The sequence below is a fragment of the Streptomyces sp. NPDC052064 genome, from assembly GCF_055585925.1.
Window position 1 is genome coordinate 129932 of sequence record NZ_JBVJJE010000012.1, and the last position, 21779, is coordinate 151710.

19 protein-coding genes and 1 tRNA gene are annotated in these 21779 nt (G+C 70.6%); 8 read left to right on the plus strand and 12 right to left on the minus strand.

Annotated elements, in window-relative coordinates:
• Window positions 1-82 precede the first annotated feature (82 nt).
• Both ACZ6TU_RS29800 and ACZ6TU_RS29805 read right to left on the minus strand, forming a co-directional pair.
• A complete protein-coding gene (locus ACZ6TU_RS29800; RefSeq protein WP_469552243.1) occupies window positions 83-631 on the minus strand; it encodes an RNA 2'-phosphotransferase in 549 nt (182 codons plus the stop codon).
• A 182-nt stretch (window positions 632-813) separates the two neighbouring features.
• Entirely contained in the window at window positions 814-2571 is a 1758-nt protein-coding gene (locus ACZ6TU_RS29805) for an SDR family oxidoreductase (RefSeq protein ID WP_467678016.1), read from the minus strand.
• A 202-nt stretch (window positions 2572-2773) separates the two neighbouring features.
• Here ACZ6TU_RS29805 and ACZ6TU_RS29810 point away from each other — a divergent pair, with 202 nt between their 5' ends.
• From ACZ6TU_RS29810 to ACZ6TU_RS29835, 6 genes are all read left to right on the plus strand, one after another.
• A complete protein-coding gene (locus ACZ6TU_RS29810) occupies window positions 2774-3742 on the plus strand; it encodes an ABC transporter ATP-binding protein (protein ID WP_467678224.1) in 969 nt (322 codons plus the stop codon).
• Complete coding sequence (locus tag ACZ6TU_RS29815) at window positions 3732-4649, plus strand: ABC transporter permease (protein WP_467678015.1); 918 nt, start codon at window positions 3732-3734, stop codon at window positions 4647-4649. Before ACZ6TU_RS29810 ends, ACZ6TU_RS29815 begins: the two co-directional genes overlap by 11 nt.
• Complete coding sequence (locus ACZ6TU_RS29820) at window positions 4646-5557, plus strand: ABC transporter ATP-binding protein (RefSeq protein WP_467678013.1); 912 nt, start codon at window positions 4646-4648, stop codon at window positions 5555-5557. Before ACZ6TU_RS29815 ends, ACZ6TU_RS29820 begins: the two co-directional genes overlap by 4 nt.
• A 9-nt stretch (window positions 5558-5566) precedes the next feature.
• A complete protein-coding gene (locus ACZ6TU_RS29825; RefSeq protein WP_467367253.1) occupies window positions 5567-6286 on the plus strand; it encodes an ABC transporter permease subunit in 720 nt (239 codons plus the stop codon).
• 102 nt (window positions 6287-6388) lie between these two features.
• Window positions 6389-6670, plus strand: coding sequence for an SGM_3592 family protein (locus ACZ6TU_RS29830; RefSeq protein WP_467678011.1), 282 nt, complete (start codon window positions 6389-6391; stop codon window positions 6668-6670).
• Between the two features lie 275 nt (window positions 6671-6945).
• Window positions 6946-7051 (plus strand) — tRNA-OTHER (locus ACZ6TU_RS29835).
• Between the two features lie 21 nt (window positions 7052-7072).
• On the opposite strand, the gene ACZ6TU_RS29840 is transcribed toward ACZ6TU_RS29835, so the two are convergent.
• From ACZ6TU_RS29840 to ACZ6TU_RS29880, 9 genes are all read right to left on the minus strand, one after another.
• Window positions 7073-7879: an HAD family hydrolase gene (locus tag ACZ6TU_RS29840; protein WP_467678009.1), complete on the minus strand. Its 807-nt coding sequence runs from the start codon at window positions 7877-7879 to the stop codon at window positions 7073-7075.
• Complete coding sequence (serS, locus tag ACZ6TU_RS29845; RefSeq protein WP_469552116.1) at window positions 7876-9153, minus strand: serine--tRNA ligase; 1278 nt, start codon at window positions 9151-9153, stop codon at window positions 7876-7878. The genes ACZ6TU_RS29840 and serS overlap by 4 nt, the downstream gene beginning before the upstream one ends.
• 542 nt (window positions 9154-9695) lie before the next feature.
• Window positions 9696-10628 carry a prephenate dehydratase gene (gene pheA, locus ACZ6TU_RS29850; protein WP_467678005.1) on the minus strand — a complete coding sequence of 311 codons (933 nt, stop codon included), beginning with the start codon at window positions 10626-10628 and terminating at the stop codon, window positions 9696-9698.
• A gap of 62 nt (window positions 10629-10690) precedes the next feature.
• Window positions 10691-11980 carry an iron uptake transporter deferrochelatase/peroxidase subunit gene (gene efeB, locus ACZ6TU_RS29855; RefSeq protein WP_467678003.1) on the minus strand — a complete coding sequence of 430 codons (1290 nt, stop codon included), beginning with the start codon at window positions 11978-11980 and terminating at the stop codon, window positions 10691-10693.
• Window positions 11981-11986: 6 nt separating this feature from the next.
• On the minus strand, window positions 11987-14011 hold the full coding sequence (locus tag ACZ6TU_RS29860) for a copper resistance CopC/CopD family protein (protein WP_469552118.1): 2025 nt from the start codon (window positions 14009-14011) through the stop codon (window positions 11987-11989).
• A 13-nt stretch (window positions 14012-14024) separates the two neighbouring features.
• The gene (locus tag ACZ6TU_RS29865) at window positions 14025-14501 is read right to left on the minus strand and encodes a copper chaperone PCu(A)C (RefSeq protein WP_467678000.1); all 477 of its coding nucleotides are present in this window, start codon (window positions 14499-14501) and stop codon (window positions 14025-14027) included.
• A complete protein-coding gene (locus ACZ6TU_RS29870; protein ID WP_467677998.1) occupies window positions 14498-15151 on the minus strand; it encodes an SCO family protein in 654 nt (217 codons plus the stop codon). Before ACZ6TU_RS29870 ends, ACZ6TU_RS29865 begins: the two co-directional genes overlap by 4 nt.
• 94 nt (window positions 15152-15245) lie before the next feature.
• Entirely contained in the window at window positions 15246-15983 is a 738-nt protein-coding gene (locus tag ACZ6TU_RS29875) for a YcnI family copper-binding membrane protein (RefSeq protein WP_469552121.1), read from the minus strand.
• A 143-nt stretch (window positions 15984-16126) separates the two neighbouring features.
• Complete coding sequence (locus ACZ6TU_RS29880; RefSeq protein WP_467677994.1) at window positions 16127-16942, minus strand: hypothetical protein; 816 nt, start codon at window positions 16940-16942, stop codon at window positions 16127-16129.
• A 224-nt stretch (window positions 16943-17166) separates the two neighbouring features.
• On the opposite strand from ACZ6TU_RS29880, the gene ACZ6TU_RS29885 reads away from it, so the two are divergent.
• Window positions 17167-17637, plus strand: coding sequence for an ATP-binding protein (locus ACZ6TU_RS29885; RefSeq protein ID WP_467677992.1), 471 nt, complete (start codon window positions 17167-17169; stop codon window positions 17635-17637).
• Between the two features lie 56 nt (window positions 17638-17693).
• Here ACZ6TU_RS29885 and ACZ6TU_RS29890 read toward each other — a convergent pair whose 3' ends face one another.
• Complete coding sequence (locus ACZ6TU_RS29890; protein WP_469552124.1) at window positions 17694-20687, minus strand: glycine--tRNA ligase; 2994 nt, start codon at window positions 20685-20687, stop codon at window positions 17694-17696.
• A gap of 173 nt (window positions 20688-20860) precedes the next feature.
• Between ACZ6TU_RS29890 and ACZ6TU_RS29895 the strand changes: the two genes are divergently transcribed.
• Window positions 20861-21775: an intradiol ring-cleavage dioxygenase gene (locus ACZ6TU_RS29895; RefSeq protein ID WP_469552125.1), complete on the plus strand. Its 915-nt coding sequence runs from the start codon at window positions 20861-20863 to the stop codon at window positions 21773-21775.
• Window positions 21776-21779: the final 4 nt, after the last annotated feature.

Sequence of the window (21779 nt, forward strand, 5' to 3'; positions counted from 1 at the left end):
GCACCGAGGCTAAGGGAGTGCTGCGGGTGGGCCGTGTTTCACGTGAAACAGTCACCGTGAGCGGCTCGTCCTGCACAGCACGTCAGTGAGGCCCGGCAAAGCGCAGATACCGGGGCGGTACGGCATGGGTGAGCCACACGCCGTTCGCGCTCACACGGAAGACATGACCGTCGTGGTGCATGGTGGCCGCGTCCACGGTCAGCACGACCGGCCGGCCACGGCGGGCGCCGACGCGGGTTGCCGTCTCGCGGTCGGGTGAGAGATGCACGGCGTGCCGGTTCATCGGCTTGAGCCCCTCGGCCCGGATCGCGTCCAGGTTGCGGGCGACGGTGCCGTGGTAGAGGTAGGCGGGCGGAGTCGCCGTCGGCAGCCCGAGGTCGACCTCGACGCTGTGGCCCTGGCTGGCGCGGATCCGGGTGCCCTCGACGGCGAAACGCCGCTTGTCGTTGGTGGCGACGACGTGGTCCAGCTCGGAACGGGTGAATCGGCAGCCGTGTGCGGCGGCCGCGGCGATCAGGGTATCGATCTCGACCCAGCCGCCCTCGTCGAGCGTGAGCCCGATCCGTTCCGGCTGATGGCGCAGGTGCTTCGAGAGATACTTCGACACCTTCACGGTTCGTCTCTCGTCCATCCCGCCGTCGGTTGTCCTGTTCTCGTTCATCCCGCCAGCGTGACGGGAGAGATGTGAATCACGCGATCGAATTTTGCTCAGGATGTTTGATCCACAACCAAGTGCAGTTATCCACAGGGGAATTGGCTATTCTGTGGACAACTGGCCCTCGCCGCAGGGACCTTGGGGCCTCGTCCCCTGCCTCACACCGGCGGCTTCACCCGCGCGATCCCTCGCAGTACCCCCGGCGCGAACCGCGACAGCCAGCGCGCGCCCCGCGCCTCCGGCGTGACCGGGACCACGGCGTCATTGCGCACCACCGCCCGCATGATCGCGGCGGCGACCTTCTCCGGCGGGTAGTTCCGCAGCCCGTACAGACGGGCGGCGCGCTGCTGGAGCCGCTTCTCCTCGCCGGCGTCGACCCCGGCGAAGTGCGCCGTGGACGTGATGGCGGTGTTGACGAAGCCGGGGCAGACCGCCGTCACACCGACCCCCTGCCCGGCGAGTTCGGCACGCAGGCACTCGCTGAGCATCAGCACGGCCGCCTTGGAGGTGCTGTACGCGGGCAGTGCCCTGGACGGCTGGTACGCCGCCGCCGACGCCACGTTCACGATGTGGCCGCCCTGCCCGCGCTCGGTCATCCGCCGGCCGAAGAGCCGGCAGCCGTGGATCACGCCCCACAGGTTGACGTCGAGGACCTTCTTCCAGTCCTCCGGCGTGGTGTCGAAGAAGGAACCGGACAGCCCGATCCCGGCGTTGTTCACGAGGACGTCCACCACGCCGTACTGCGTGGTGGCCTTCTCGGCGAGCTTCTCCATGGCCTGCTCGTCGGAGACGTCGACCGTCTCCGCCCAGGCCTCGGGCGCGCCCGCCAGGCGGCACGACTCGGCGGTGCGGGCCGCCGCCTCCGCGTTCCGGTCGACGGCCACCACGCGCGCGCCGGCCTCGGCGAACGTCAGCGCCGTCGCCCGCCCGATGCCGCTGCCCGCCCCGGTGACCAGCACGAGCTGCCCGCCGAACCGCTCGGCGTGCCTGCCGCCCGCCGCCACCGGGGACCGCCCGCTCTCCACGGATGTCACGAACTCCTCGATCCACGAAGCCAGCTGATCCGGACGGGTGCGTGGGATCCAGTGCCCCGCCTGAACGGTCCTGCGGGTCAGCTGCGGAACCCACTGCTCCAGTCCGTCGTGGAGCCGCTCCGACAGGAACCGGTCCTCCAGGGGCGTCACGATCTGCACGGGCGCGTGGGCGTACGCGTCCGGGCGTGGCCTGCGCAGCCGGGGGCGTACGTTGTCCCGGTACAGCCAGGCCCCGTGTGCCGCGTCCGACGGCAGGGACGAGGTCGGGTAGTCACCCCGGGGCACCTTCTCGACGCGCTCCAGAACCCGGGGCCAGCGCTTGCCGAGCGGGCCGCGCCAGGCCAGCTCGGGCAGTACGGGCGTGTGCAGCAGATACACGTACCAGGACCTGGCGCCCTGCCCGAGGAGCTGGCCGACCCGGCGCGGGGTGGGCCGCTTCACACGGTTGTTGATCCAGTGGCCGAAGTGGTCCAGGGACGGCCCGGACAGGGACGTGAAGGAGGCGATGCGGCCCTCGGTGCGCCGGACGGTGGTGAACTCCCAGGCCTGCACCGAGCCCCAGTCGTGCCCGACCAGATGCACCGGCCGGTCCGGGCTGACCGCGTCCGCGACGGCCAGGAAGTCGTCCGTCAGCTTCTCCAGCGTGAACCCGCCCCGCAGCGGCCGCGGAGCCGTCGACCGGCCGTGCCCGCGAACGTCGTACGCCACCACGTGGAAGTGCTCGGCGAGACGCGCGGCGACCGCGGACCACACCTCTTTGCTGTCGGGGTAGCCGTGCACCAGGACGACCGTCGGCCGCCGGGGATCACCCACCTCGGCCACGCACAGCTCGACTTCGCCGGTCCGCACCCAGCGCTCCCGCGCGCCCGTGAGCAACGTCATCCGGCGAATCTGGCAGTTGTTAGAGACATCGTCAATAGGGCGCCCCGGACCTGGCTCCGGCCGTGGTCCGGGTTGTGGTCCCGGCGTGGTAACTCTCAAGAACCAGGTCCCCTAAGGGCCCGTACTACTCCAGGTTGACCCGAAGACAGCTCTGCGGAGTGACGACCGCCACGCGCGCGGCCCCTACCTTCGAAGCGTGACTGTGATCGCGACCGAAAGCCTGAGCAAGCGGTTCCCCAGGGTGACCGCGCTTGACCGGCTCTCCGTGGACGTCGGGCCCGGTGTGACCGGACTCGTCGGAGCCAACGGAGCCGGCAAGTCCACACTGATCAAGATCCTGCTGGGTCTGTCCCCCGCCACCGAGGGCCGCGCCGAAGTGCTCGGTCTGGATGTCGCCACCAAGGGCGCCGCCATCCGCGAGCGGGTCGGCTACATGCCCGAGCACGACTGCCTGCCGCCGGACGTCTCGGCCACCGAGTTCGTCGTCCACATGGCGCGCATGTCCGGCCTGCCGCCCACCGCCGCGCGCGAGCGCACGGCCGACACCCTGCGCCACGTCGGCCTGTACGAGGAGCGCTACCGCCCCATCGGCGGCTACTCGACCGGCATGAAGCAGCGCGTCAAGCTCGCGCAGGCCCTCGTGCACGACCCGCAGCTGGTCCTCCTGGACGAGCCGACCAACGGCCTCGACCCGGTCGGCCGCGACGAGATGCTCGGCCTGATCCGCCGCATCCACACCGACTTCGGCATCTCGGTCCTGGTCACCTCCCACCTGCTGGGCGAGCTGGAGCGCACCTGCGACCACGTCGTGGTCATCGACGGCGGCAAGCTCCTGCGCTCGAGCTCCACCACGGACTTCACGCAGACCACCACGACCCTCGCGATCGAGGTCACCGACACCGACGAGCACCCGGACGGCACCCGCGCGGTGCGTGAGGCGCTGCACGCGCGCGGGGTGAGCGTCGAGGACGGCAGCGGCCTGCCGGGCGCCGGCCACGTCCTGCTGCTCACCGCGCAGGGCGAGGAGACGTACGACCTGGTCCGGGACGTGATCGCGGACCTCGGACTCGGCCTGGTTCGCATGGAGCAGCGCCGGCACCACATCTCCGAGGTCTTCACGGCCAGTGACCAGCACGAGCAGCGGAAGGAGGCGGTCGGCCATGGCGGTTGAGCACGCCACGGGGACATCCGCCCCGGCACCGGGTGACCAGACCCGCATCCACAACATCGGTTACCGCAGCTACGACGGCCCGCGCCTCGGCCGCGCCTACGCCCGACGCTCGCTGTACTCGCAGTCGCTGCGCGGCTCCTACGGCCTCGGCCGGTCGGTGAAGTCCAAGGTTCTGCCGATGCTGCTGTTCGTGGTGATGTGCGTGCCCGCGGCCATCATGGTCGCCGTCGCGGTCGCCACCAAGGCCAACGCCCTGCCCGTGGACTACACGCGCTACGCGATCGTCATGCAGGCGGTCATCAGCCTGTACGTCGCCTCGCAGGCGCCCCAGTCCGTCTCGCGCGACCTGCGCTTCAAGACCGTGCCGCTGTACTTCTCGCGGCCGATCGAGACCGCCGACTACGTCCGCGCCAAGTTCGCGGCGCTGGCCTCGGCGCTGTTCATCCTCACTGCCGGCCCCCTGCTCGTGCTCTACGTGGGTGCGCTGCTGGCCAAGCTCGACTTCGCCGACCAGACCAAGGGATTCGCACAAGGACTGGTCTCCGTGGCACTGCTCTCACTGCTGTTCGCCGGCATCGGCCTGGTCATCGCCTCCTTCACCCCGCGCCGCGGCTTCGGCATCGCGGCCGTGATCGCCGTGCTGACCATCACCTACGGCGCGGTCTCCACCCTCCAGGCCATCGCCGACGCACAGGGCAGCAGCGACGCCGTGCCGTGGATCGGGCTGTTCTCGCCGATCACGCTCATCGACGGCGTGCAGTCCGCGTTCCTGGGCGCGACCTCCGCCTTCCCCGGCGGGGTGGGCCCGAGCAACGCGGAGGGCGTCGTCTACGTCCTCCTCGCCCTGGGCCTGATCGCGGCGAGCTACGGCCTCCTGATGCGCCGCTACAAGAAGGTGGGACTGTGACCACGCTCTCCATCGACCACGTCTCCCGCTGGTTCGGCAACGTGGTCGCCGTCAACGACATCACCATGACCGTCGGCCCTGGCGTCACCGGCCTGCTCGGCCCCAACGGCGCCGGAAAGTCCACCCTCATCAACATGATGGGCGGCTTCCTGGCACCCTCCACCGGCACGGTCACCCTCGACGGCCAGCCGGTGTGGCGCAACGAGCAGATCTACAAGCACATCGGCGTCGTCCCCGAGCGGGAGGCGATGTACGACTTCCTCACCGGGCAGGAGTTCGTCCTCGCCAACGCCGAACTGCACGGCCTGGGCGCCAAGGCGGCCCAGAAGGCGCTCGCCACGGTCGAGATGGAGTACGCGCAGGACCGCAAGATCCAGACGTACTCCAAGGGCATGCGCCAGCGCGTGAAGATGGCCTCCGCCCTGGTCCACGACCCGTCCCTGCTCCTGCTGGACGAGCCCTTCAACGGCATGGACCCGCGCCAGCGCATGCAGCTCATGGACCTGCTGCGGCGCATGGGCGACGAGGGCCGCACGGTGCTGTTCTCGTCCCACATCCTCGAAGAGGTCGAGCAACTCGCCTGGCACATCGAGGTCGTCGTCGCCGGGCGGCACGCCGCCAGCGGTGACTTCCGCAAGATCCGCCGCCTGATGACCGACCGGCCGCACCGCTACCTGGTGCGTTCCAGCGACGACCGCGCCCTCGCGGCCGCGCTGATCGCCGACCCGTCGACGTCCGGCATCGAGGTCGACCTCGCCGAGGGCGCGCTGCGCATCCAGGCCGTCGACTTCGGCCGCTTCACGGCTCTGCTGCCGCGGGTGGCCAGGGACCACGGCATCCGGCTGCACACGGTCTCGCCGTCCGACGAGTCCCTCGAGTCCGTCTTCTCGTACCTCGTCGCGGCGTAGGAGGCCCTGATGTACGACCCCACAGTCGCCCGGCTCACTTACCGGGCCCTGCTCGGCCGGCGCCGGGCCCTCATCCTCGGAGCCCTGCCGCTGCTGCTCATCGTCATCTCGGTGGTGGTGCGCTTCCTCGCCGGGGCGGACGACCAGACGGCGGCGGACCTGCTGGGCGGGCTCGCGCTCGCCACGATGGTGCCGATCATCGGCGTTATCGCCGGCACCGGCGCGATCGGGCCGGAGATCGACGACGGCTCGGTGGTGTACCTGCTGTCCAAGCCGATCAAGCGGCCGACGATCATCTTCACCAAACTGATCGTCGCGATCGCGGTGACGATGGTGTTCTCCGCGGTGCCGACGCTCATCGCGGGCTTCATCCTGAACGGCAACGGCCAGCAGATCGCCGTCGCCTACACGGTGGCCGCGCTGGTCGCCTCCATCGCGTACGCGGCCCTGTTCCTTCTGCTCGGCACGGTCTCCCGGCACGCGGTGGTGTTCGGGCTCGTCTACGCGCTGGTCTGGGAGGCCCTGTTCGGCTCCCTGGTGCCGGGCGCCCGCACGCTGAGCGTCCAGCAGTGGGCGCTGGCCGTGGCCCAGAAGGTGTCCGGCGGGGACCTGGTGACCTCGGACGTGGGCCTCACCACGGCGACGGTCCTGCTGGTGGCCGTCACGGTGCTGGCCACCTGGTACGCCGGTCAGAAGCTGCGCTCGCTGACACTCGCCGGCGAGGAGTGACGTGCCCCGGCCTTGACGGGGGCTTCACCTCTGTCAGGGCACACTGGGCAAACCGGAAGTAGGGAAAACGCACGGGAGTTGGACGGCTGGGAGGGGACGGGGATGGCGAGCGAGAGGGCTCAGTACGACGACCACGGGCAGTCTGCGTCCGGAGCCGGGAACGCGTCCGGCTCCGGGGACGCCGCCCGGGACGACCTCGACGGCGTCGTCCTGGACGAGGACTTCATACGCTCCGCCGAGACCTCCGAGCCGTCCGCCCGCGCCCGGATGCTCGCCGAGCGCTGGCGCCGCGAGGAGCCGGAGCCGCAGCCCTGGCGCTCCGACGAGCCGCCCGCGGGCTGGTTCTTCAGCAAGGCCCGCAGGCGCAGGTGGCGCAGGCGCTGACACCGCCGCGGGGACGCCGATTTATTCGGTGGCGTCCAATTCGCCCACCCGGCAGAGTGGTTGTGTTCACCCCGCCGGGCGAGGAGTCCGGCGTCACGTTCTGGGAGAGGAGCCGGACGATGTCCATGCACGGCAGTACGTCCAGCTCCCTTCGGGGCAGCCCGCGGCGGGCTCAGGAGTAATCGCTACCCCTCCGTAGAGCCCGCCCCACACGGGGAGCTGCCCGGGGCGGCCGCTTCGAGCACGCGAATCGCACTCGCGTGGGCCGCCCACCCGGAGGATTGGCCGAGTGGTAAGGCACCGGTTCGCGCTGTGTTCGATCGAGAGCGAGCCGTGGTCGGGCCTGGAAAGCCCGCGCACGTTCGATCCGTGCATCCTCCGCCGAACGCGAGAACCGAAGGTTCAGCCCAGCAACCGCTCCAGGACCACCGCGATCCCGTCCTCCTCGTTCGAGGACGTCACCTCGTCGGCCACCGCCTTCAACTCCTCATGGGCGTCGGCCATCGCGACACCGTAGGAGGCCCAGGCGAACATCGGTATGTCGTTGGGCATGTCGCCGAAGGCGATCGTGCCGACCGCCTTCACCTTGAGCCGGCGGGCCGCCAGGGACAGGCCGGTCGCCTTGGACAGGCCCAGGGGCAGGAGTTCGACGATGCCCTCGCCCGCCATGACGACGGTGACGAAACCGCCGGCGGTGCGGGTGGCCACCTCGCACAGCTCGTCGTCCGAGAGTGTCGGGTGCTGGATGTACAGCTTGTTCAGGGGCGCGGTCCACAGGTCCGACGCGTCCGTGAACGGGGTCGCGGGCAGGGTGCCCTGGACCGCGTAGCCGGGACCCACCAGCACCTCGCCGTCCAGGCCGTCGCGGCTCGCCGCCAGATACAGAGGGCCGACCTCCGCCTCGATCTTGGCCACCGCCAGCCCGGCCAGTTGCCGGTCCAGCGTCACCGACGTCAGCAGCCGGTGGGCGCCGGCGTCGTACACCTGCGCACCCTGGCCGCAGACGGCCAGTCCCTGGTAGCCGAGGTCGTCGAGGATGTGCCGGGTCCACGGGACCGCGCGGCCGGTGACGACGATGTGCGCGGCGCCCGCCGCGGTGGCCGCGGCGAGCGCGTCACGGGTGCGGGACGACACCGACTCGTCGGAACGCAGCAGCGTCCCGTCGAGGTCGGTCGCGATCAGCTGGTACGGGAAACCGGCGGTGGTCACTTGGCCACCGGCTCCAGGACCTCCCGGCCGCCCAGGTACGGACGCAGTACCTCGGGCACCCGCACCGAGCCGTCGGCCCGCTGGTGGTTCTCCAGGATCGCCACGATCGTGCGCGGCACGGCGCACAGGGTGCCGTTGAGCGTGGCCAGCGGGCGGACCTGCTTGCCCTCACGGACGCGGATCGACAGGCGGCGGGACTGGAACTCGGTGCAGTCCGAGGTCGACGTCAGCTCGCGGTACTTGCCCTGGGTCGGGATCCACGCCTCGCAGTCGAACTTGCGGGACGCCGAGGCGCCCAGGTCGGCGCTCGCCACGTCGATGACGCGATACGGCAGCTCCAGCGAGGTCAGCCACTGCTTCTCCCACTCCAGCAGCCGCTGGTGCTCGGCCTGCGAGTCCTCCGGAGCGACGTAGGAGAACATCTCGACCTTGTCGAACTGGTGTACGCGGAAGATGCCCCGGGTGTCCTTGCCGTGCGAGCCGGCCTCGCGGCGGAAGCAGGGCGAGAAGCCCGCGTAGCGCAGCGGCAGCTTCTCGGCGTCGAGGATCTCGTCCATGTGGTACGCCGCGAGCGGGACCTCGGACGTGCCGACCAGGTAGAGGTCGTCGTTGGCGAGGTGGTAGACGTCCTGGGCGGCCTGGCCGAGGAAACCGGTGCCCGCCATGGACTGGGGGCGGACCAGGGCCGGGGTCAGCATCGGCGTGAAGCCGGCCGCGGTGGCCTGGGCCATCGCCGCGTTCACCAGGGCGAGCTCCAGCAGGGCGCCCACGCCCGTCAGGAAGTAGAAGCGTGAGCCGGAGACCTTGGCGCCGCGCTCGACGTCGATCGCGCCGAGGATCTGGCCGAGCTCCAGGTGGTCCCTGGGCTCGAAGCCCTCGGCGGTGAAATCGCGGATCGTGCCGTGCGTCTCCAGCGTGACGAAGTCCTCCTCGCCGCCCACGGGTACGTCCGGGTGGACGAGGTTGCCGAGCCTCTGGAGCAGTTCCTGGGTCTCGGCGGCGGCCGCGTCGCGGTCCGCGTCGGCGGCCTTGACGTCGGCGGCGAGCTGGCCCGCCTTACTCAGCAGCTCGGCCTTCTCGTCTCCGGAAGCCTTGGGGATGAGCTTGCCGAGCGCCTTCTGCTCGGCACGCAGCTCGTCGAAGCGGACGCCGGACGACCTGCGCCGCTCGTCGGCAGACAGGAGGGAGTCGACGAGCGCGACGTCCTCTCCACGGGCGCGCTGCGACGCGCGCACACGGTCGGGGTCCTCACGGAGCAGGCGAAGGTCAATCACGCGCTCAAGGCTACCGGTGTGGGATGACCGCCCACGACTCACTATTCCGGCTGCGGCTTACGTACCGTTATGAGGTAATTGAGCGGAGTGTCAATAAACCGACCGCCCCTCCCCGGAACGAGGCATCCGCAAGGCGCGGCATTGACTCGAATCCCTTGTGGGGAACGGGACTTGGAGCCCGGTTGTCCACAGGGATCCACACCCGCCGAAAAGTTATCCACAGGCTGTGTGGAAGATCTGTGGACTTCGGAATTGATCACTCCGGAAGGCCCGGTCACACCGAAGGATTCCCGACGCAAACCTCCCCTGCCCTCACTTTCGAGTGGAAATGAGTCACTCCAAAGGGTTACTCAAGGGAAAACGGTGGACGAAGGGTGACCTGCCTGTCGATGGACACATCAGGGGCCTGTAGGGCGATTTGTCGACTGACTCACGCTTCGTTGTCGACTTGTCCCCAGGTCGAGAAGCGGACCTGTGGATAACTTCTGTGGATAACGATAATCAGCAGGTACGACCAGCCTGAAGCCCGCCCGGAACCGGTTCTAGAACCGGCCGTCCTGGCACCGCGCCACCCAGTCCGCCGCCGCCACGAACTCGTCGTCCGACGTACCCATCCTTGGCGGCAGGACATCCCCCGGCCTCACGTCCGCGCGCGGATAAGAGCCGAGGTAGCGCACCTGGAGGCAGATTCGCTTGAGGCCCATCAGGGCCTCGGCCACCCGACGGTCGGAGATATGGCCCTCGGCATCGACGCAGAAGCAGTAGTTGCCGATGCCCGCGCCGGTGGGCCGGGACTGGAGCAGCATCAGGTTGATGCCGCGGGTGGCGAACTCGCCCAGCAGGTCGCGCAGGCCGCCGGGGTGGTCGTCGCGCTGCCACAGCACGACGGAGGTCTTGTCCGCGCCGGTCGGCGCCGCGGGCCGGGCGGGCCGGCCGACCAGTACGAACCGTGTCTGGGCGTTCTCCGCGTCGTGGATCCCGGTCTCCAGGGCTTCCAGGCCGTAGCGGGCGGCCGCGAACTCGCCGGCGAAGGCGGCGTCGTACTGGCCCTCCTGGACCAGCCGGGCGGCGTCCGCGTTCGAGGCGGCCGACTCCCAGTGGGCGTCCGGGAGGTGCTTCTTCAGCCAGTTGCGCACCTGCGGCTGGGCGGCCGGGTGGGCGGAGACCGTCTTGATGTCCGACAGCTTGGTGCCGGGGCGGACCAGCAGCGCGAAGGTGATCGACAGCAGCACCTCGCGGTAGATCATCAGCGGCGCGCCGGCGACCAGCTCGTCGAGGGTGGTGGTGATGCCGCCCTCGACGGAGTTCTCGATCGGCACGAACGCGGCCTCGGCCTCGCCGGCTCGTACCGCGTCGAGCGCGGACTGGACGGACACGTACGGGATGAGTTCCCGGGTGGCGGTCTCGGGAAGCGTGCGCAGGGCGACTTCGGTGAAGGTGCCCTCGGGGCCGAGATACGCATAGCTCGCTGGCATGACCTCACCCTAATGGGCTCGCGGAAGCGCTATCCCCCGCAATCCCATTCAGAGATGGACTTTCACCCCTCCAGCAACTTCTGCCCCACGTATTCGCCTTCCGCGGCCCCGCCCGGCACCGCGAACAGCCCGCTCGACTCGTGCCGGATGAACTGTGACAGGGCGTCGCCGCGGTCGAGCTTGCGCTGCACCGGCACGAAGCCGCGCAGCGGATCGGCCTGCCAGCAGATGAAGAGCAGGCCCGCGTCGGGGACCCCGTCCGGGTCGATGCCGTCGTGGAAGGAGAACGGGCGCCGGAGCATCGCCGCGCCGCCGTTCTGGTCGGGCCGCGTGATCCGGGCGTGGGCGTTGATCGGGACGACCAGGTTGCCCTGGGCGTCCGTCTTCTCCAGGTCCATCGCGGTCGTCTCGGTGCCACCGGACAGCGCCGCCCCGTCGGACTTGCGGCGGCCGATCACGTCCTCCTGCACCTTGACGGAGAGCTTCTCCCAGTCGTCGAGGAGCATGCGGATACGGCGTACGACGGCGTAGGAACCGTTCGCCATCCAGGCCGGTTCGCCCTTCTCCGGCACGAAGATCCGCTGGTCGAAGTCGGTGTCGGACGGCTTCGGATTGCGGGTGCCGTCGATCTGGCCCATCAGGTTGCGGGCCGTCATGGGGTGGGCGGTGGCGCCCGGCGAGCGGTTGAAGCCGTTCATCTGCCAGCGGACCCGGGCCGCCGAGCCCACGTCCTTCTGGATCGCGCGCAGGGCGTGGAAGGCCACGAGTGCGTCGTTGGCGCCGATCTGCACCCACAGGTCGCCGTTGCTGCGGTTCTTGTCGAGGTGGTCGGAGGAGAACTCGGGCAGCGGGTCCAGGGCGGTCGGACGCTGCTTCTCCAGGCCGGTCCTGCCGAAGAAGCTGTGGCCGAAGCCGAAGGTGATCGTCAGCGACGAGGGTCCGGCGTCGCGGGCCACGTCGGTGTCGTCATGGTCGCTGGGCTCGCCCGCCATCAGCCGTCGGGTCGTCTCCGACCAGCGGCGCAGCAGGGCGGCTGCTTCCCGGCGCCCGGCGCCCGCCGCCAGGTCGAAGGCGACGAGGTGGCCGCGGGCCTGGAGGCCGTCGGTGATGCCGGGCTGATGTTTCCCGTGAAACATCGCCCGGTCGGTGCCGAGCGAGGTGAGCGGAGCGGCGGCCTCGGAGGGTGCGGCGGCGTATCCGACGGCCGCGCCCGCTGTGCCGAGCACGAGCCCGGTGGCACCGGCGGTGCCGAGCAGGCGTCGCCGTGAGATGCCCTCGTCGGCCCGGGGCGCTTCGATCTCCGCCGGTGCGGTGCCGGGGGTGCGGGCTTCCGGAATGGACTGGTCAGCCATGGTGGTTCAGCCGATCTGCGCGTTCTTGGAGACGGTCACCTCGTCGATGTCGGAGGTCCGCACGGTCACGTCGACCTTCCAGTCGCCGGCCATGGGGATCTGCACTCCGTTCGCCGACCAGTGTCCGGTTGCGATGTGGTCGGGGACGACGGGCAGCGGCCCGATGTCCTTGGCTTTCAGGGTGAGGTCGACCTTGACCTCGGGGATGTCGAAGGGCTGGCCGCCCGGCCGCTCGACGTAGACGTGCATCTCGTTGTCGCCGACGCGTGCGGGGTCGAGGTCGAGGGTGACGATGCCCTTGCCGTTCTCGCCGCCGGTGTCGAAGGGCATGTTCAGGGTCAGCGCCCCGGACGCGGCCGTGTCGGGCGAGGTGGACACGGAGGACGAGGTGGCGGCCTTGGCCTCCTGTTCCGTGCGTCCCGGCTCGGTCTGAGTGAGGACGGTGGTGACGGCGAGCAGGACGACCGCGATGCCGGCCTCGGCCAGCACGGAGCGGCGCAGGCCGAAGCGGTTGGGGTCGGCGTCCCGCAGCCGCTTCTGCCGGGCGGCGTCCCGGGCGGCCCGCTGCCGGGCGAGCTGCGCGGCCCGCTCGGTGTCGGCGGGCTCGGCATCAGGCCGCTCGCCGCCGTCGGTCTCCGTGTCCGTGCCGGCCTGGTCATCGCCGGTCATGTCGGGCTCCGCGTCACCGGAGGCTTCAGCCCCTGCTCCGACCCGCGCTTTCTCCCGCTCCGCCGATGCCGTCACCGTCTCGGCCAGCCGTCCCGTCCACCGGCGCGAGATCCACGCGACGCCGACCAGGACGGCCACGAGGGCGATCTTGGCGAGGAGCAGCTGCCCGTAGCGGGTGTCGGTGAAGGCCGACCAGGAGCCGAGCTGGCGCCAGGACTGGTACGTCCCGGTCGCGATCAGCGCGAGGACGCTGCCGAAGGCGACGCGGGAGAAGCGGCGTACGGCCGACGCGTCGACGGGCGAGTCGGCGGGTGCCCGGTACAGGGCGACCAGCAGCGCGCCCAGCCCGCCGAGCCACGCGGCGACGGCGAGCAGATGGACGACGTCGACCGGCATGGCGATGCCGGCCTGGAGTCCGACCGAGGCGTGCTCGGACATCGCCCAGCTCGCGGCGAGTCCGGCCGCCACGACGACGCCGCCGATGGCGAGTCCGAAGGCCAGGTCCCGCTTCTCCTGGGCGTCCTCGCCTGGATCGGGCTGTCGGCGCGCAGCGTCGTCGTTCAGGGTGGTGGGGGCGGACGGGCGGGCATAGGCCCCGAACAGCACGGCGATGAACAGCGCCGCCGCGGCGAGCAGCAGCAGCCGGGACACCAGGGCCGCGCCGGTCTTGGTCTGGAGCACCTGCCCGAGCAGGGACAGGTCGAAGATGTCGGCGACCTTCCCGGAGCCGGTGAAGGAGCCGCGCAGGAGCAGCAGGGCGAGGGTCGCGGCGGTGAGGGCGAGCCACCCGGAGACGACGAACCGCTGCACGGGCCGCACTCCGGAGCCGCGCGGCCAGCAGGCGAGTACGAAGGCGGCGCCGCCGGCCATCACGATGAACCCGGCGTAGGACACGTACCGCCCGAAGCCGTACAGCCAGCCGACCACGCCGTCGTCGGCCGTCTGCCCGGAGACCGCCACGGAGGTCTTGGACGGGGCACCGATGGAGAAGGTGTAGGCACCGGCGACGGGGTGGCTGTCCGCGGACACCACCTGGTAGGCGACCGTGTAGGTGCCGTCGGGCAGGCCGGAGTGGAGCCGCACGGCGTACGTCGTGCCGCTGACGTTGGACGGCTTGCCCGCGTCGACGCGCTTGCCCTCGGGGTCGAGGACGCGCAGCGAGTCGTCGGACATCGCGACCTGCTCGGAGAAGGTGAGCGAGATCCGGGCCGGGGCCTCGTCGACCACCGCCCCCTGCGCGGGGTCGCTGCCGGTCACCGCGGCGTGCGCGGAGGCCGGACCGGCGCCGGCGAGGAGTGCGCAGGCCGCGGCCAGGAGCAGCAGCACCATGGTCCGGACGCGGGGGGCGATGATCTGCGTCACAGTGGTCCCTCCCTCAGTGTCCGGTCTTCGGCTGGTAGGTCGCCGACTTCACCGGCATCTCGACCTTGACCGGGCCGGAGTGGGCGAAGTGAAGCTCGACGGAGACCGTCTGACCTTCCTTCGGCTTCCGCTTCAGCTGCTCGAACATCAGGTGGTTGCCGCCGGTCTTCAGCACGAGTTCGCCGTGGGCGGGGACCTTCAGGCTCTTGACCTCCTGCATGGCCGCGCCGACGGTCTCGTGCACGGTGACCTGCCCGGCGACGTCGCTGGTGACCGAGGTCAGCTCATCGGCGGCACCGCCCTTGTTGGTGACGGTGAAGAAGCCGGCCGCCATCTCGTCGGAGACGGGCTGCGGCATGTACGCGGAGCCCACGGAGAGTTCCGCCTTGCCGCTCCCGGAACCGGAGTCCCCGGGTTCCGAGTCGCCGCAGCCCGCCAGGGCCACGGCCCCGGCTATGACGAGGGCCGTCGGGCCGAGTCGCGGCCTCACGGGTTCTCCCCCTTGGCGATCTTGGGGAGGTCCTTGGTGTAGTCGCCGACGGTGGCCTCCTCGCCGTAGAGCACATAGCCGCCGTCGGTCTTCGGCGAGAAGGCGATGACCTGGGTGCCGTGCTCGGAGATGATCTTGCCGTTCTTGTCCTTCCGCGGCGGATCGATGGAGATGCCGAGGGTGCGGGCGCCGGCCTGGATGGTCGGGAAGTCGCCGGTGAGGCCGATGAACTGGGGGTCGATGCCCTTGAGCCACTTGCCGAGCTCGGCCGGCTTGTCGCGGCCCGGGTCGGTGGTGACGAACACGACGCGCAGCTCGTCCTGCTCGGCCTTGGGCAGCTGCTTCTTGGCCACCGCGATGTTGCTCATGGTCGACGGGCACACGTCGGGGCAGTGGGTGTAGCCGAAGTAGATCAGCGTGGGCTTGCCCTCGGTCTCCTTGCGGAGGTCGTACTTCTTGCCCTGCGTGTCGGTGAGGACCAGGTCCGGCTTCTCGAACGGCTTGTCGAGGACGGTGGCGGCCTTGTCTGTACCGGCCTGCTCCGACACCACGGCGACGGGCTTGTCGCTGTCGTTGCCGCTGCCGCACGCGGTCAGGGTCAGGGAGGCCGCGGCGAACAGAGCGGCCGCGGCGAAGGTCTTGGTGCGCATACGAAAATGTCCCAGATGTCGGTGATCCGGCGCGCACCGGGGGTGCCCCGCCCGGGGGCGTGAACCCGGCGCGCGCCGTGCAACGGAAGCGGCCTCAGGCGTTGGTGCGCCGACGCCCGGCCAGCACGCCGTAGGCGACGCCCGCCGCGCCGACCACGATCCCGACGACGCCCAGGACGCGGGCGGTGGTGTCGGTGCTGTCGGAGGAGGAGGTGTCGGCGGCGGTGTCGGCGGAGGCCTTCTCGGCCGACTTGGCGTCGGAGGCGTCGCCCGAGGCGGCGTGGTGCCCGTCCTCGGACGCGGCGGACAGCTCCAGCACCGGGGCCGGGTTGTCGGGCTCCTCCTGGCCCTCCTGCGGCACCTCGATCCAGCGGACGATCTCCTTGTTGGAGTACGTCTGGAGGGCCTTGAAGACCAGCTGGTCGGTGTCCTCGGGCAGTTGACCGATCGAGAGCGGGAACTTCTCGAAGTAGCCGGGCTGGATGCCCTTGCCGTCGGCGGTCCAGGTGACCTTGGTGACAACCTTGGAGATCTTCTCGCCGTGCATCTCCAGCGGCTTGTCCAGCTCGGACGTGGTGACGTCGATCTTCCAGCCGGGCATCGGCTCCGGCATCACCGAGGCCAGCGGGTGGTCGGTGGGGAAGTTGACCTCGAGCTTGGTGGTCGAGGCGTTGTCCCGCTCGTTGGGGACCTTGAAGTCGACGACCGCGTAGCCGCCCTTGGCGGCGGCGCCCTCGGGCTGCACGCTGACGTGCGCGAAGGCGGGGACGGACAGGGCGAGAACGGTGATACCGGCGGCGGCACCGGCCGCGGCGATACGGGAAGCCTTCATGGAAGGAGCACTCCGCTGTGAGTCGGGTCGAAATGTGGAAGAGGGATACGCGCACGCGCGCCTGCCGCACGACGGCAACCCACCCTCCAAGTCGTCCGAATCATCCGGATCGTACGAAAAGGTGAAGTGGTGGTCGCGTCGCGTCAGATGGCGAGGGCGAGTGCGGATGCGCGAGCCGTGGTCGCCGGCGGGCCACGGCGGATCACCGTGTGCTGGAGTGCGGTCATGCGCGGCATCGCAGGCGCGGGTCGCATGGTGTGCACGGGGCGCGGACATGCCTCCGGCGCTCCCGGCAGCCCGGCGCGCAGGGCGCGCACCAGCGCGAGCGCGGCCCGCAGGGAGCGCACGAGCGCCCCTTCCGCGACACCCTGCGCCGACAGTTCTGTGAGCCGCAGCAGAGCCAGGTCACCGTGGCGCAGCAGCCAGCCGGCGGCGATCGCCGCGAGAACGTGGCCGAGCAGCATCGGCAGGGACGGCCACAACGAGGCCGATGCCCCGGCGTCCGCCGGCAGATGCGTGTGCGCCCCCGTGGCCGGCTGGATCCGGGCATCGGTGAGGATCTTGTGGGCCTGTGCCGGGCTGATCGCCGCCGCCGTCGTGCCGCACACGAGCCGCGCGGCCTGCTGGATCAGCGCGGCATCGCTCGCGCCCGCCGGCACCGACGATGTGGCGGCGGCCGTACCGTGCTGACCGAGTCCGAACAGCGTGTGCAACACCGTCTGACCGGCCGCGAGCAGCGCTGTGATCCCCGGCAGCGAGCGCACGCGCCCGGCGAACGGTGCCGCCACCGCGACCACCCCGAGGAACCCGGCGCCCAGCGTCCACAGCGGAATGCCGTCACAGGAGGCGAGCGCGTGACCTGCCCCGGCCAGCACGACACAGACCGCGGCGAACACCGCGGCCCGCAGGATCCGGAGCGTGGGTCCGGAGCGCGTCGCGCACGCGTGGGGGGCAGTCATGGCGGGCTCATCATCGCACTGGCCACCCAGGGTTCGTGTGGCAGGTCCGCAAGGTGCCGTACGACCGGAACGTCACTCTCTGGCCCTGCCCGCCCCCCACATACACCGATCAGGGATAGGGGCGCATCCGCCGTATGGGCGGCATCACGTCAACTTCACGCTTACATGCGGGGACTCAGGGCAATACGTAACGGTATGTCGAGCCGCGGCCAGGAGGCTGGAGCATGAGCATCTGGTGGTCACTCCATCTGCGGCGCGAAGCTGCGAGCGTGCCGCTCGCCAGGCGCCTTCTGATCGGCACGATGGAGACCGCGGGCGTCGATCCCGATATCTCCTACGACCTCTCCGTCGCCCTCAGCGAGGCCTGCGCGAACGCCGTGGAGCACGGCGGGGACACGGCTCGCGGTGGCCCCGGTTCGGAGGCGTACCGGGTCACGGCGTACCTCGACGGCGAGAAGTGCCGGATCGAGGTCGCCGACGCGGGCCCGGGGTTCCCCGCGGCCTCCGCCGGCCGGTCCCGCCCGCCGATCCGGCCCGCGCACTCCGACGCGGAGAACGGCAGAGGGCTGTGCCTCATCGAGCAGCTCGCCGACCATGTCCACATCGGCAACAAGCCGGGCCGGGGCGGAGCCGTGGTGAGCTTCGACAAGGTCCTCAAGTGGCGCGAGGACGCCGCGCCACTGATGGCGGTCTGACCCCTGCCGACGCTCGATCGCCTCGGAGACGGTGTTTCACGTGAAACGTCCGGCCCCTACAGCGCGCCCCAGTCCAGCGTCGTGCGCGCCAGCCCCGCCACCTGGGTGAGCAGCGCCAGCCGGGCCGTGCGGACCGCGGGGTCGGGGTCCATCACCAGCACCTCTTCGAAGAAGGCGCTGATCGCGTCGACCAGAGGGGCGGAGACCTCGATGAGTGCGCCGAGGTCGTCCTCGCGGCCGTGCAGGGCCTGGCGTACGGTCTCGGCGGTCTCGGTGAGACGCAGTTCGGCGGGCGCGGTCAGCAGGGACAGATCCGCCGCCTCGACGCCGCCCTCGGGAAGGATGCGCACCACCCGCTGGAACGCGGCAGCGAGTGCCTCGAAGGCCTCCGTGCCGATGTGCCGCTCCAGCGTGGCCAGGGTGCGGTCACCGTGGGAGGGCCGGTCGGCCCACACCAGGACGGCCTGCACGAGCCGATGCTCGTGCCCGGCGTCCGTGAGCTGCTGCTCGTAGCGCCGGGTGATCAGCTCGGCGGCCTCGGCGACCCGCTCGGCGGGCACCTCGACGCCCTGCGCGGCGTACCGTACGGCCGCCGCGCGCAACCCTTCGCTCACCCGTACCCCGGCCACGGCAGGCAGACTCCGCACCACGTTGAGCAGCCCGATCGCGGCCCGGCGCACCCCGTACGGATCGGAACTTCCGGTCGGCGCGGCCCCGATCACGAACATGCCCGTCACCAGGTCGAACCGGTCGGCGAGCGACAGCACGGCACCCGCGTCCCCGGCCGGCAGGGCGCCGCCGGCGGAGCGCGGCAGTTCCATCTCGGCCAGGGCCCGGGCGACCTCGGCGGACTCGCCGGCCCGGCGGGCGTACTCCTCGGCCATCACCCCGGCCAGTCCGGAGAACTCGATCACCATCTGGGATGCCAGGTCGAACTTCGCCAGCGCACCGGCGCGCCGGACGACGTTCACCGCCTCCACGGTGAGCCCGGCGCGTCCGGCCAGGTCGAGGGCGAGGGAGGCGAGCCGGTCGGCACGGTCGGCGACCGTACCCAGCCGGTCCTCGAAGGTCAGCTTGTCCAGCCGCCGCCGGAACTCCTCCGGTGCCACCTTCAGATCCGCCCGCCAGAAGAACGCGGCGTCCTCGTAACGAGCCCGCAGCACCGCCTCGTTGCCCGCTCGCACCACGTCGTCGTCACACAGGGCGTTGGCGAAGGTGACGAAGTGCGGCATCAGCCGCTCGCCGTCCAGCACCGGCAGATAGCGCTGGTGCTTGCGCATCACGGTGGTCAGGACGCTCGCGGGCAGCTCCAGATAGCGCTCGTCGAACGACCCCCGCACGGCGTACGGGAACTCCAGGATGTCGGTGATCTCGTCGATCAGATCGGCCTGGCCCTCCACGTCGATCCGCCCGCCCACCTCGGCAGCCGCCTCCAGGGCACCGCGGACCACCGCGCCGCGCCGGGCGTCCCGGTCGAGCAGGATGCCGTGCATGTGCAGGAAGTGCGGGTAGCCCTCGGCCGAGGTCACGCGGACGACCGGGTAGGGAGCCTGGCGCTGCACCCGCGTCGTGTCGCTCGCGGCGAGCGAGGAGACCACCACGGGCAGGGGAGTACGGCCCAGCAGCGCGAGCAGCCAGCGCACGGGCCGTGAGAACGACAGACCCGGGTCGCTCCACCGCATGTTGCGGCCGGCGCGCAGCCCGGACACGACCTCGGCCAGTAGATCGCTGAGCACCTCGACGGCCGGACGCCCCTCCTCGTGCCGGGTGACCGCCACGTACTCGACACCCTTGACGTCGACGATCCGCACGTCCGTCGGTTCGGCGCCCTGGCTGCGGGCGAAGCCCAGGAGCGCGGCGGTGGGGGCGCCGTCCTTGAAGGCGGCGGTGACCTTGGGGCCGCGCACGGTCCGCATGGTGTCCCGCTCGCGCGGCTGCACACCGTCGACCGTGATCACGATCCGGCGCGGCGTGGCCATCACGTTGATCGCGCCGTGCCCCAGCCGGGTCGCGGCCAGCTTGGCGGTGACCGACTCGAGCACCGCCTCGGTGGTGGCGGGAACGTCGGCGTACGGCAGTTCCTCCACGCCGATCTCGAACAGCAGCGTCTCGACGTCGGGCACCTTGGGCAGCGCGGCCCGCTGGGCCGGGGCCGGAGCGGCCGCCACCCCGAGCGGATGCTCCAGCGAGGCCCGCCGCCGCTCCCACAGCTTGGCCGACTCGTGCGTCAGGCCGCGCATCAGAGCGAACGCCTTGGCCCGCTCGGTGGTGCTGATCGCGCCGCGCGCGTCGAGCACGTTGAAGGTGTGGCTGCACTTGAGCACGTACGTGTACGCCGGGACCGGCAGCTCCAGGTCGAGCAGGCGCCGGGCCTCGGCCGCGTACGCCTCGAAGAGCCGGTGGTTGGTGTCGAGGTCGGCGTCGTCGAGGTAGTAGCGGCTCATCTCGTACTCGTTCTGCCCGAACACCTCGCCGTACGTGATGCCCGGCGCATAGACGATGTCCTTGAAGTGGGCCACGCCCTGAAGGTTCATCAGGATGCGTTCGAGGCCGTACGTGATCTCCACCGACACCGGGTCCAGGGCGACACCGCCGACCTGCTGGAAGTAGGTGAACTGGGTGATCTCCATGCCGTCCAGCCAGACCTCCCAGCCCAGCCCCCAGGCACCGAGCGCGGGTGAGGCCCAGTTGTCCTCGACGAACCGCACGTCGTGCGCGCCCAGGTCGACACCGAGCGCTTTCAGGCTGCCCAGGTACAGCTCCTGCGGGTTGCCCGGGTCGGGCTTGAGGATGACCTGGAACTGGGTGTGGGTCTGGAGCCGGTTGGGGTTCTCGCCGTAGCGCGAGTCGTCCGGCCGCACGCTCGGCTCCACGTAGGCGACGCTCCACGGCTCGGGACCGAGCACCCGCAGCGCCGTGGCCGGGTTGGCCGTACCCGCTCCGACCTCGGTGTTCAACGGCTGCGTGATCATGCAGCCGTTGTCGCTCCAGTACTTCTGCAGGGTGAGGATGGCGTCCTGCATGGTCAGCGCCGTCTGGACGTTCTTCATGGTGATCGCGCCTGTTCCCCGAGTCGGACCGGCAAGGTCGGCCATGATCTCACACGCCAACTACCGTTGACCTGCGGTTTTTTGGCCGCTGGCCGGATGTTGCCGGTCTATTCACAGCCGGCTCTCAGCCCGGCCTCACGCACCTGACGGGTGGCATCCCTAGGTTCCGTTCCATGACGGGAAACCACAAGAACACCTCGATCACCCGCCGCCGCGCGCTCGCGGTCGCGGGCGGCACGGTCGCCGCGGGCGGCCTGGCCGCAGCCGGCTACCAGTCGGCCTTCGCCGACACCTCGGCCTCGGCCACCACGACGGCCACGGCCACGGCCACGGCCACGTCCTCAACGAGTACCGGCACCTGCATGCAGCTGATGTCGAGCGTCACCGAGGGGCCGTACTACCTGGACGGCGCGCTGGTCCGCAAGAACATCACCGAGGGCAAGAGCGGCGTCCCGCTCACGCTGCGCCTCACCGTCGTCGACGCCACCGACGGCTGCACCCCGGTCCCCGGCGCGGCCGTCGAGATCTGGCACTGCGACGCCTGGGGCTACTACTCCGGCTACACCACCGCCAACCCCGGCGGCGCGGCCCCCGCCGAGAGCGGGGACGGCTCCACCGCCGACGACGACACGTACCTGCGCGGCTACCAGATCGCCAACGCCAACGGGGTCGTCAAGTTCGAGACGATCATCCCCGGCTGGTACACCCCGCGCACCTGCCACATCCACCTCAAGGTCCACACCGGCGGCCAGAAGGAGGACGGCACCTACGAGGGCGGCAAGGTCAACTTCACCGGCCAGCTGTTCTTCGCCGACGAGATCGCCGAGTCCGTCTTCGCCCTGGAGCCGTACAGCAAGCACACCGGCAGCTACACCAAGCTCGACGACGACATGGTCTACGACGGCGGCGGCGCGGCCGGCGGCCTGCTCACGCTCGAACCGGTACACAAGAACGACCCGTCCAAGGGCTACAAGGGCTTCCTCACCCTGGGCATCGACCCGGACGCGGAGAACACCGGCGCGGGCAGCGGCGGCGGAGGCGGCACACTCCCGAGCGGCGCGCCCGCTCCGTCGTCCTCCACTTCCTGAGGTA

Excerpts from the sequence above, each read along its gene's own strand:
- ACZ6TU_RS29800 (WP_469552243.1), bottom strand. The coding sequence starts at position 631 with ATGGACGAGAGACGAACCGTGAAGGTGTCGAAGTATCTCTCGAAGCAC.
- ACZ6TU_RS29805 (WP_467678016.1), bottom strand. The coding sequence starts at position 2,571 with ATGACGTTGCTCACGGGCGCGCGGGAGCGCTGGGTGCGGACCGGCGAA.
- ACZ6TU_RS29815 (WP_467678015.1), top strand. The coding sequence starts at position 3,732 with ATGGCGGTTGAGCACGCCACGGGGACATCCGCCCCGGCACCGGGTGAC.
- ACZ6TU_RS29825 (WP_467367253.1), top strand. The coding sequence starts at position 5,567 with ATGTACGACCCCACAGTCGCCCGGCTCACTTACCGGGCCCTGCTCGGC.
- ACZ6TU_RS29830 (WP_467678011.1), top strand. The coding sequence starts at position 6,389 with ATGGCGAGCGAGAGGGCTCAGTACGACGACCACGGGCAGTCTGCGTCC.
- pheA (WP_467678005.1), bottom strand. The coding sequence starts at position 10,628 with ATGCCAGCGAGCTATGCGTATCTCGGCCCCGAGGGCACCTTCACCGAA.
- efeB (WP_467678003.1), bottom strand. The coding sequence starts at position 11,980 with ATGGCTGACCAGTCCATTCCGGAAGCCCGCACCCCCGGCACCGCACCG.
- ACZ6TU_RS29870 (WP_467677998.1), bottom strand. The coding sequence starts at position 15,151 with ATGCGCACCAAGACCTTCGCCGCGGCCGCTCTGTTCGCCGCGGCCTCC.
- ACZ6TU_RS29875 (WP_469552121.1), bottom strand. The coding sequence starts at position 15,983 with ATGAAGGCTTCCCGTATCGCCGCGGCCGGTGCCGCCGCCGGTATCACC.
- ACZ6TU_RS29880 (WP_467677994.1), bottom strand. The coding sequence starts at position 16,942 with ATGACTGCCCCCCACGCGTGCGCGACGCGCTCCGGACCCACGCTCCGG.
- ACZ6TU_RS29885 (WP_467677992.1), top strand. The coding sequence starts at position 17,167 with ATGAGCATCTGGTGGTCACTCCATCTGCGGCGCGAAGCTGCGAGCGTG.
- ACZ6TU_RS29890 (WP_469552124.1), bottom strand. The coding sequence starts at position 20,687 with ATGAAGAACGTCCAGACGGCGCTGACCATGCAGGACGCCATCCTCACC.
- ACZ6TU_RS29895 (WP_469552125.1), top strand. The coding sequence starts at position 20,861 with ATGACGGGAAACCACAAGAACACCTCGATCACCCGCCGCCGCGCGCTC.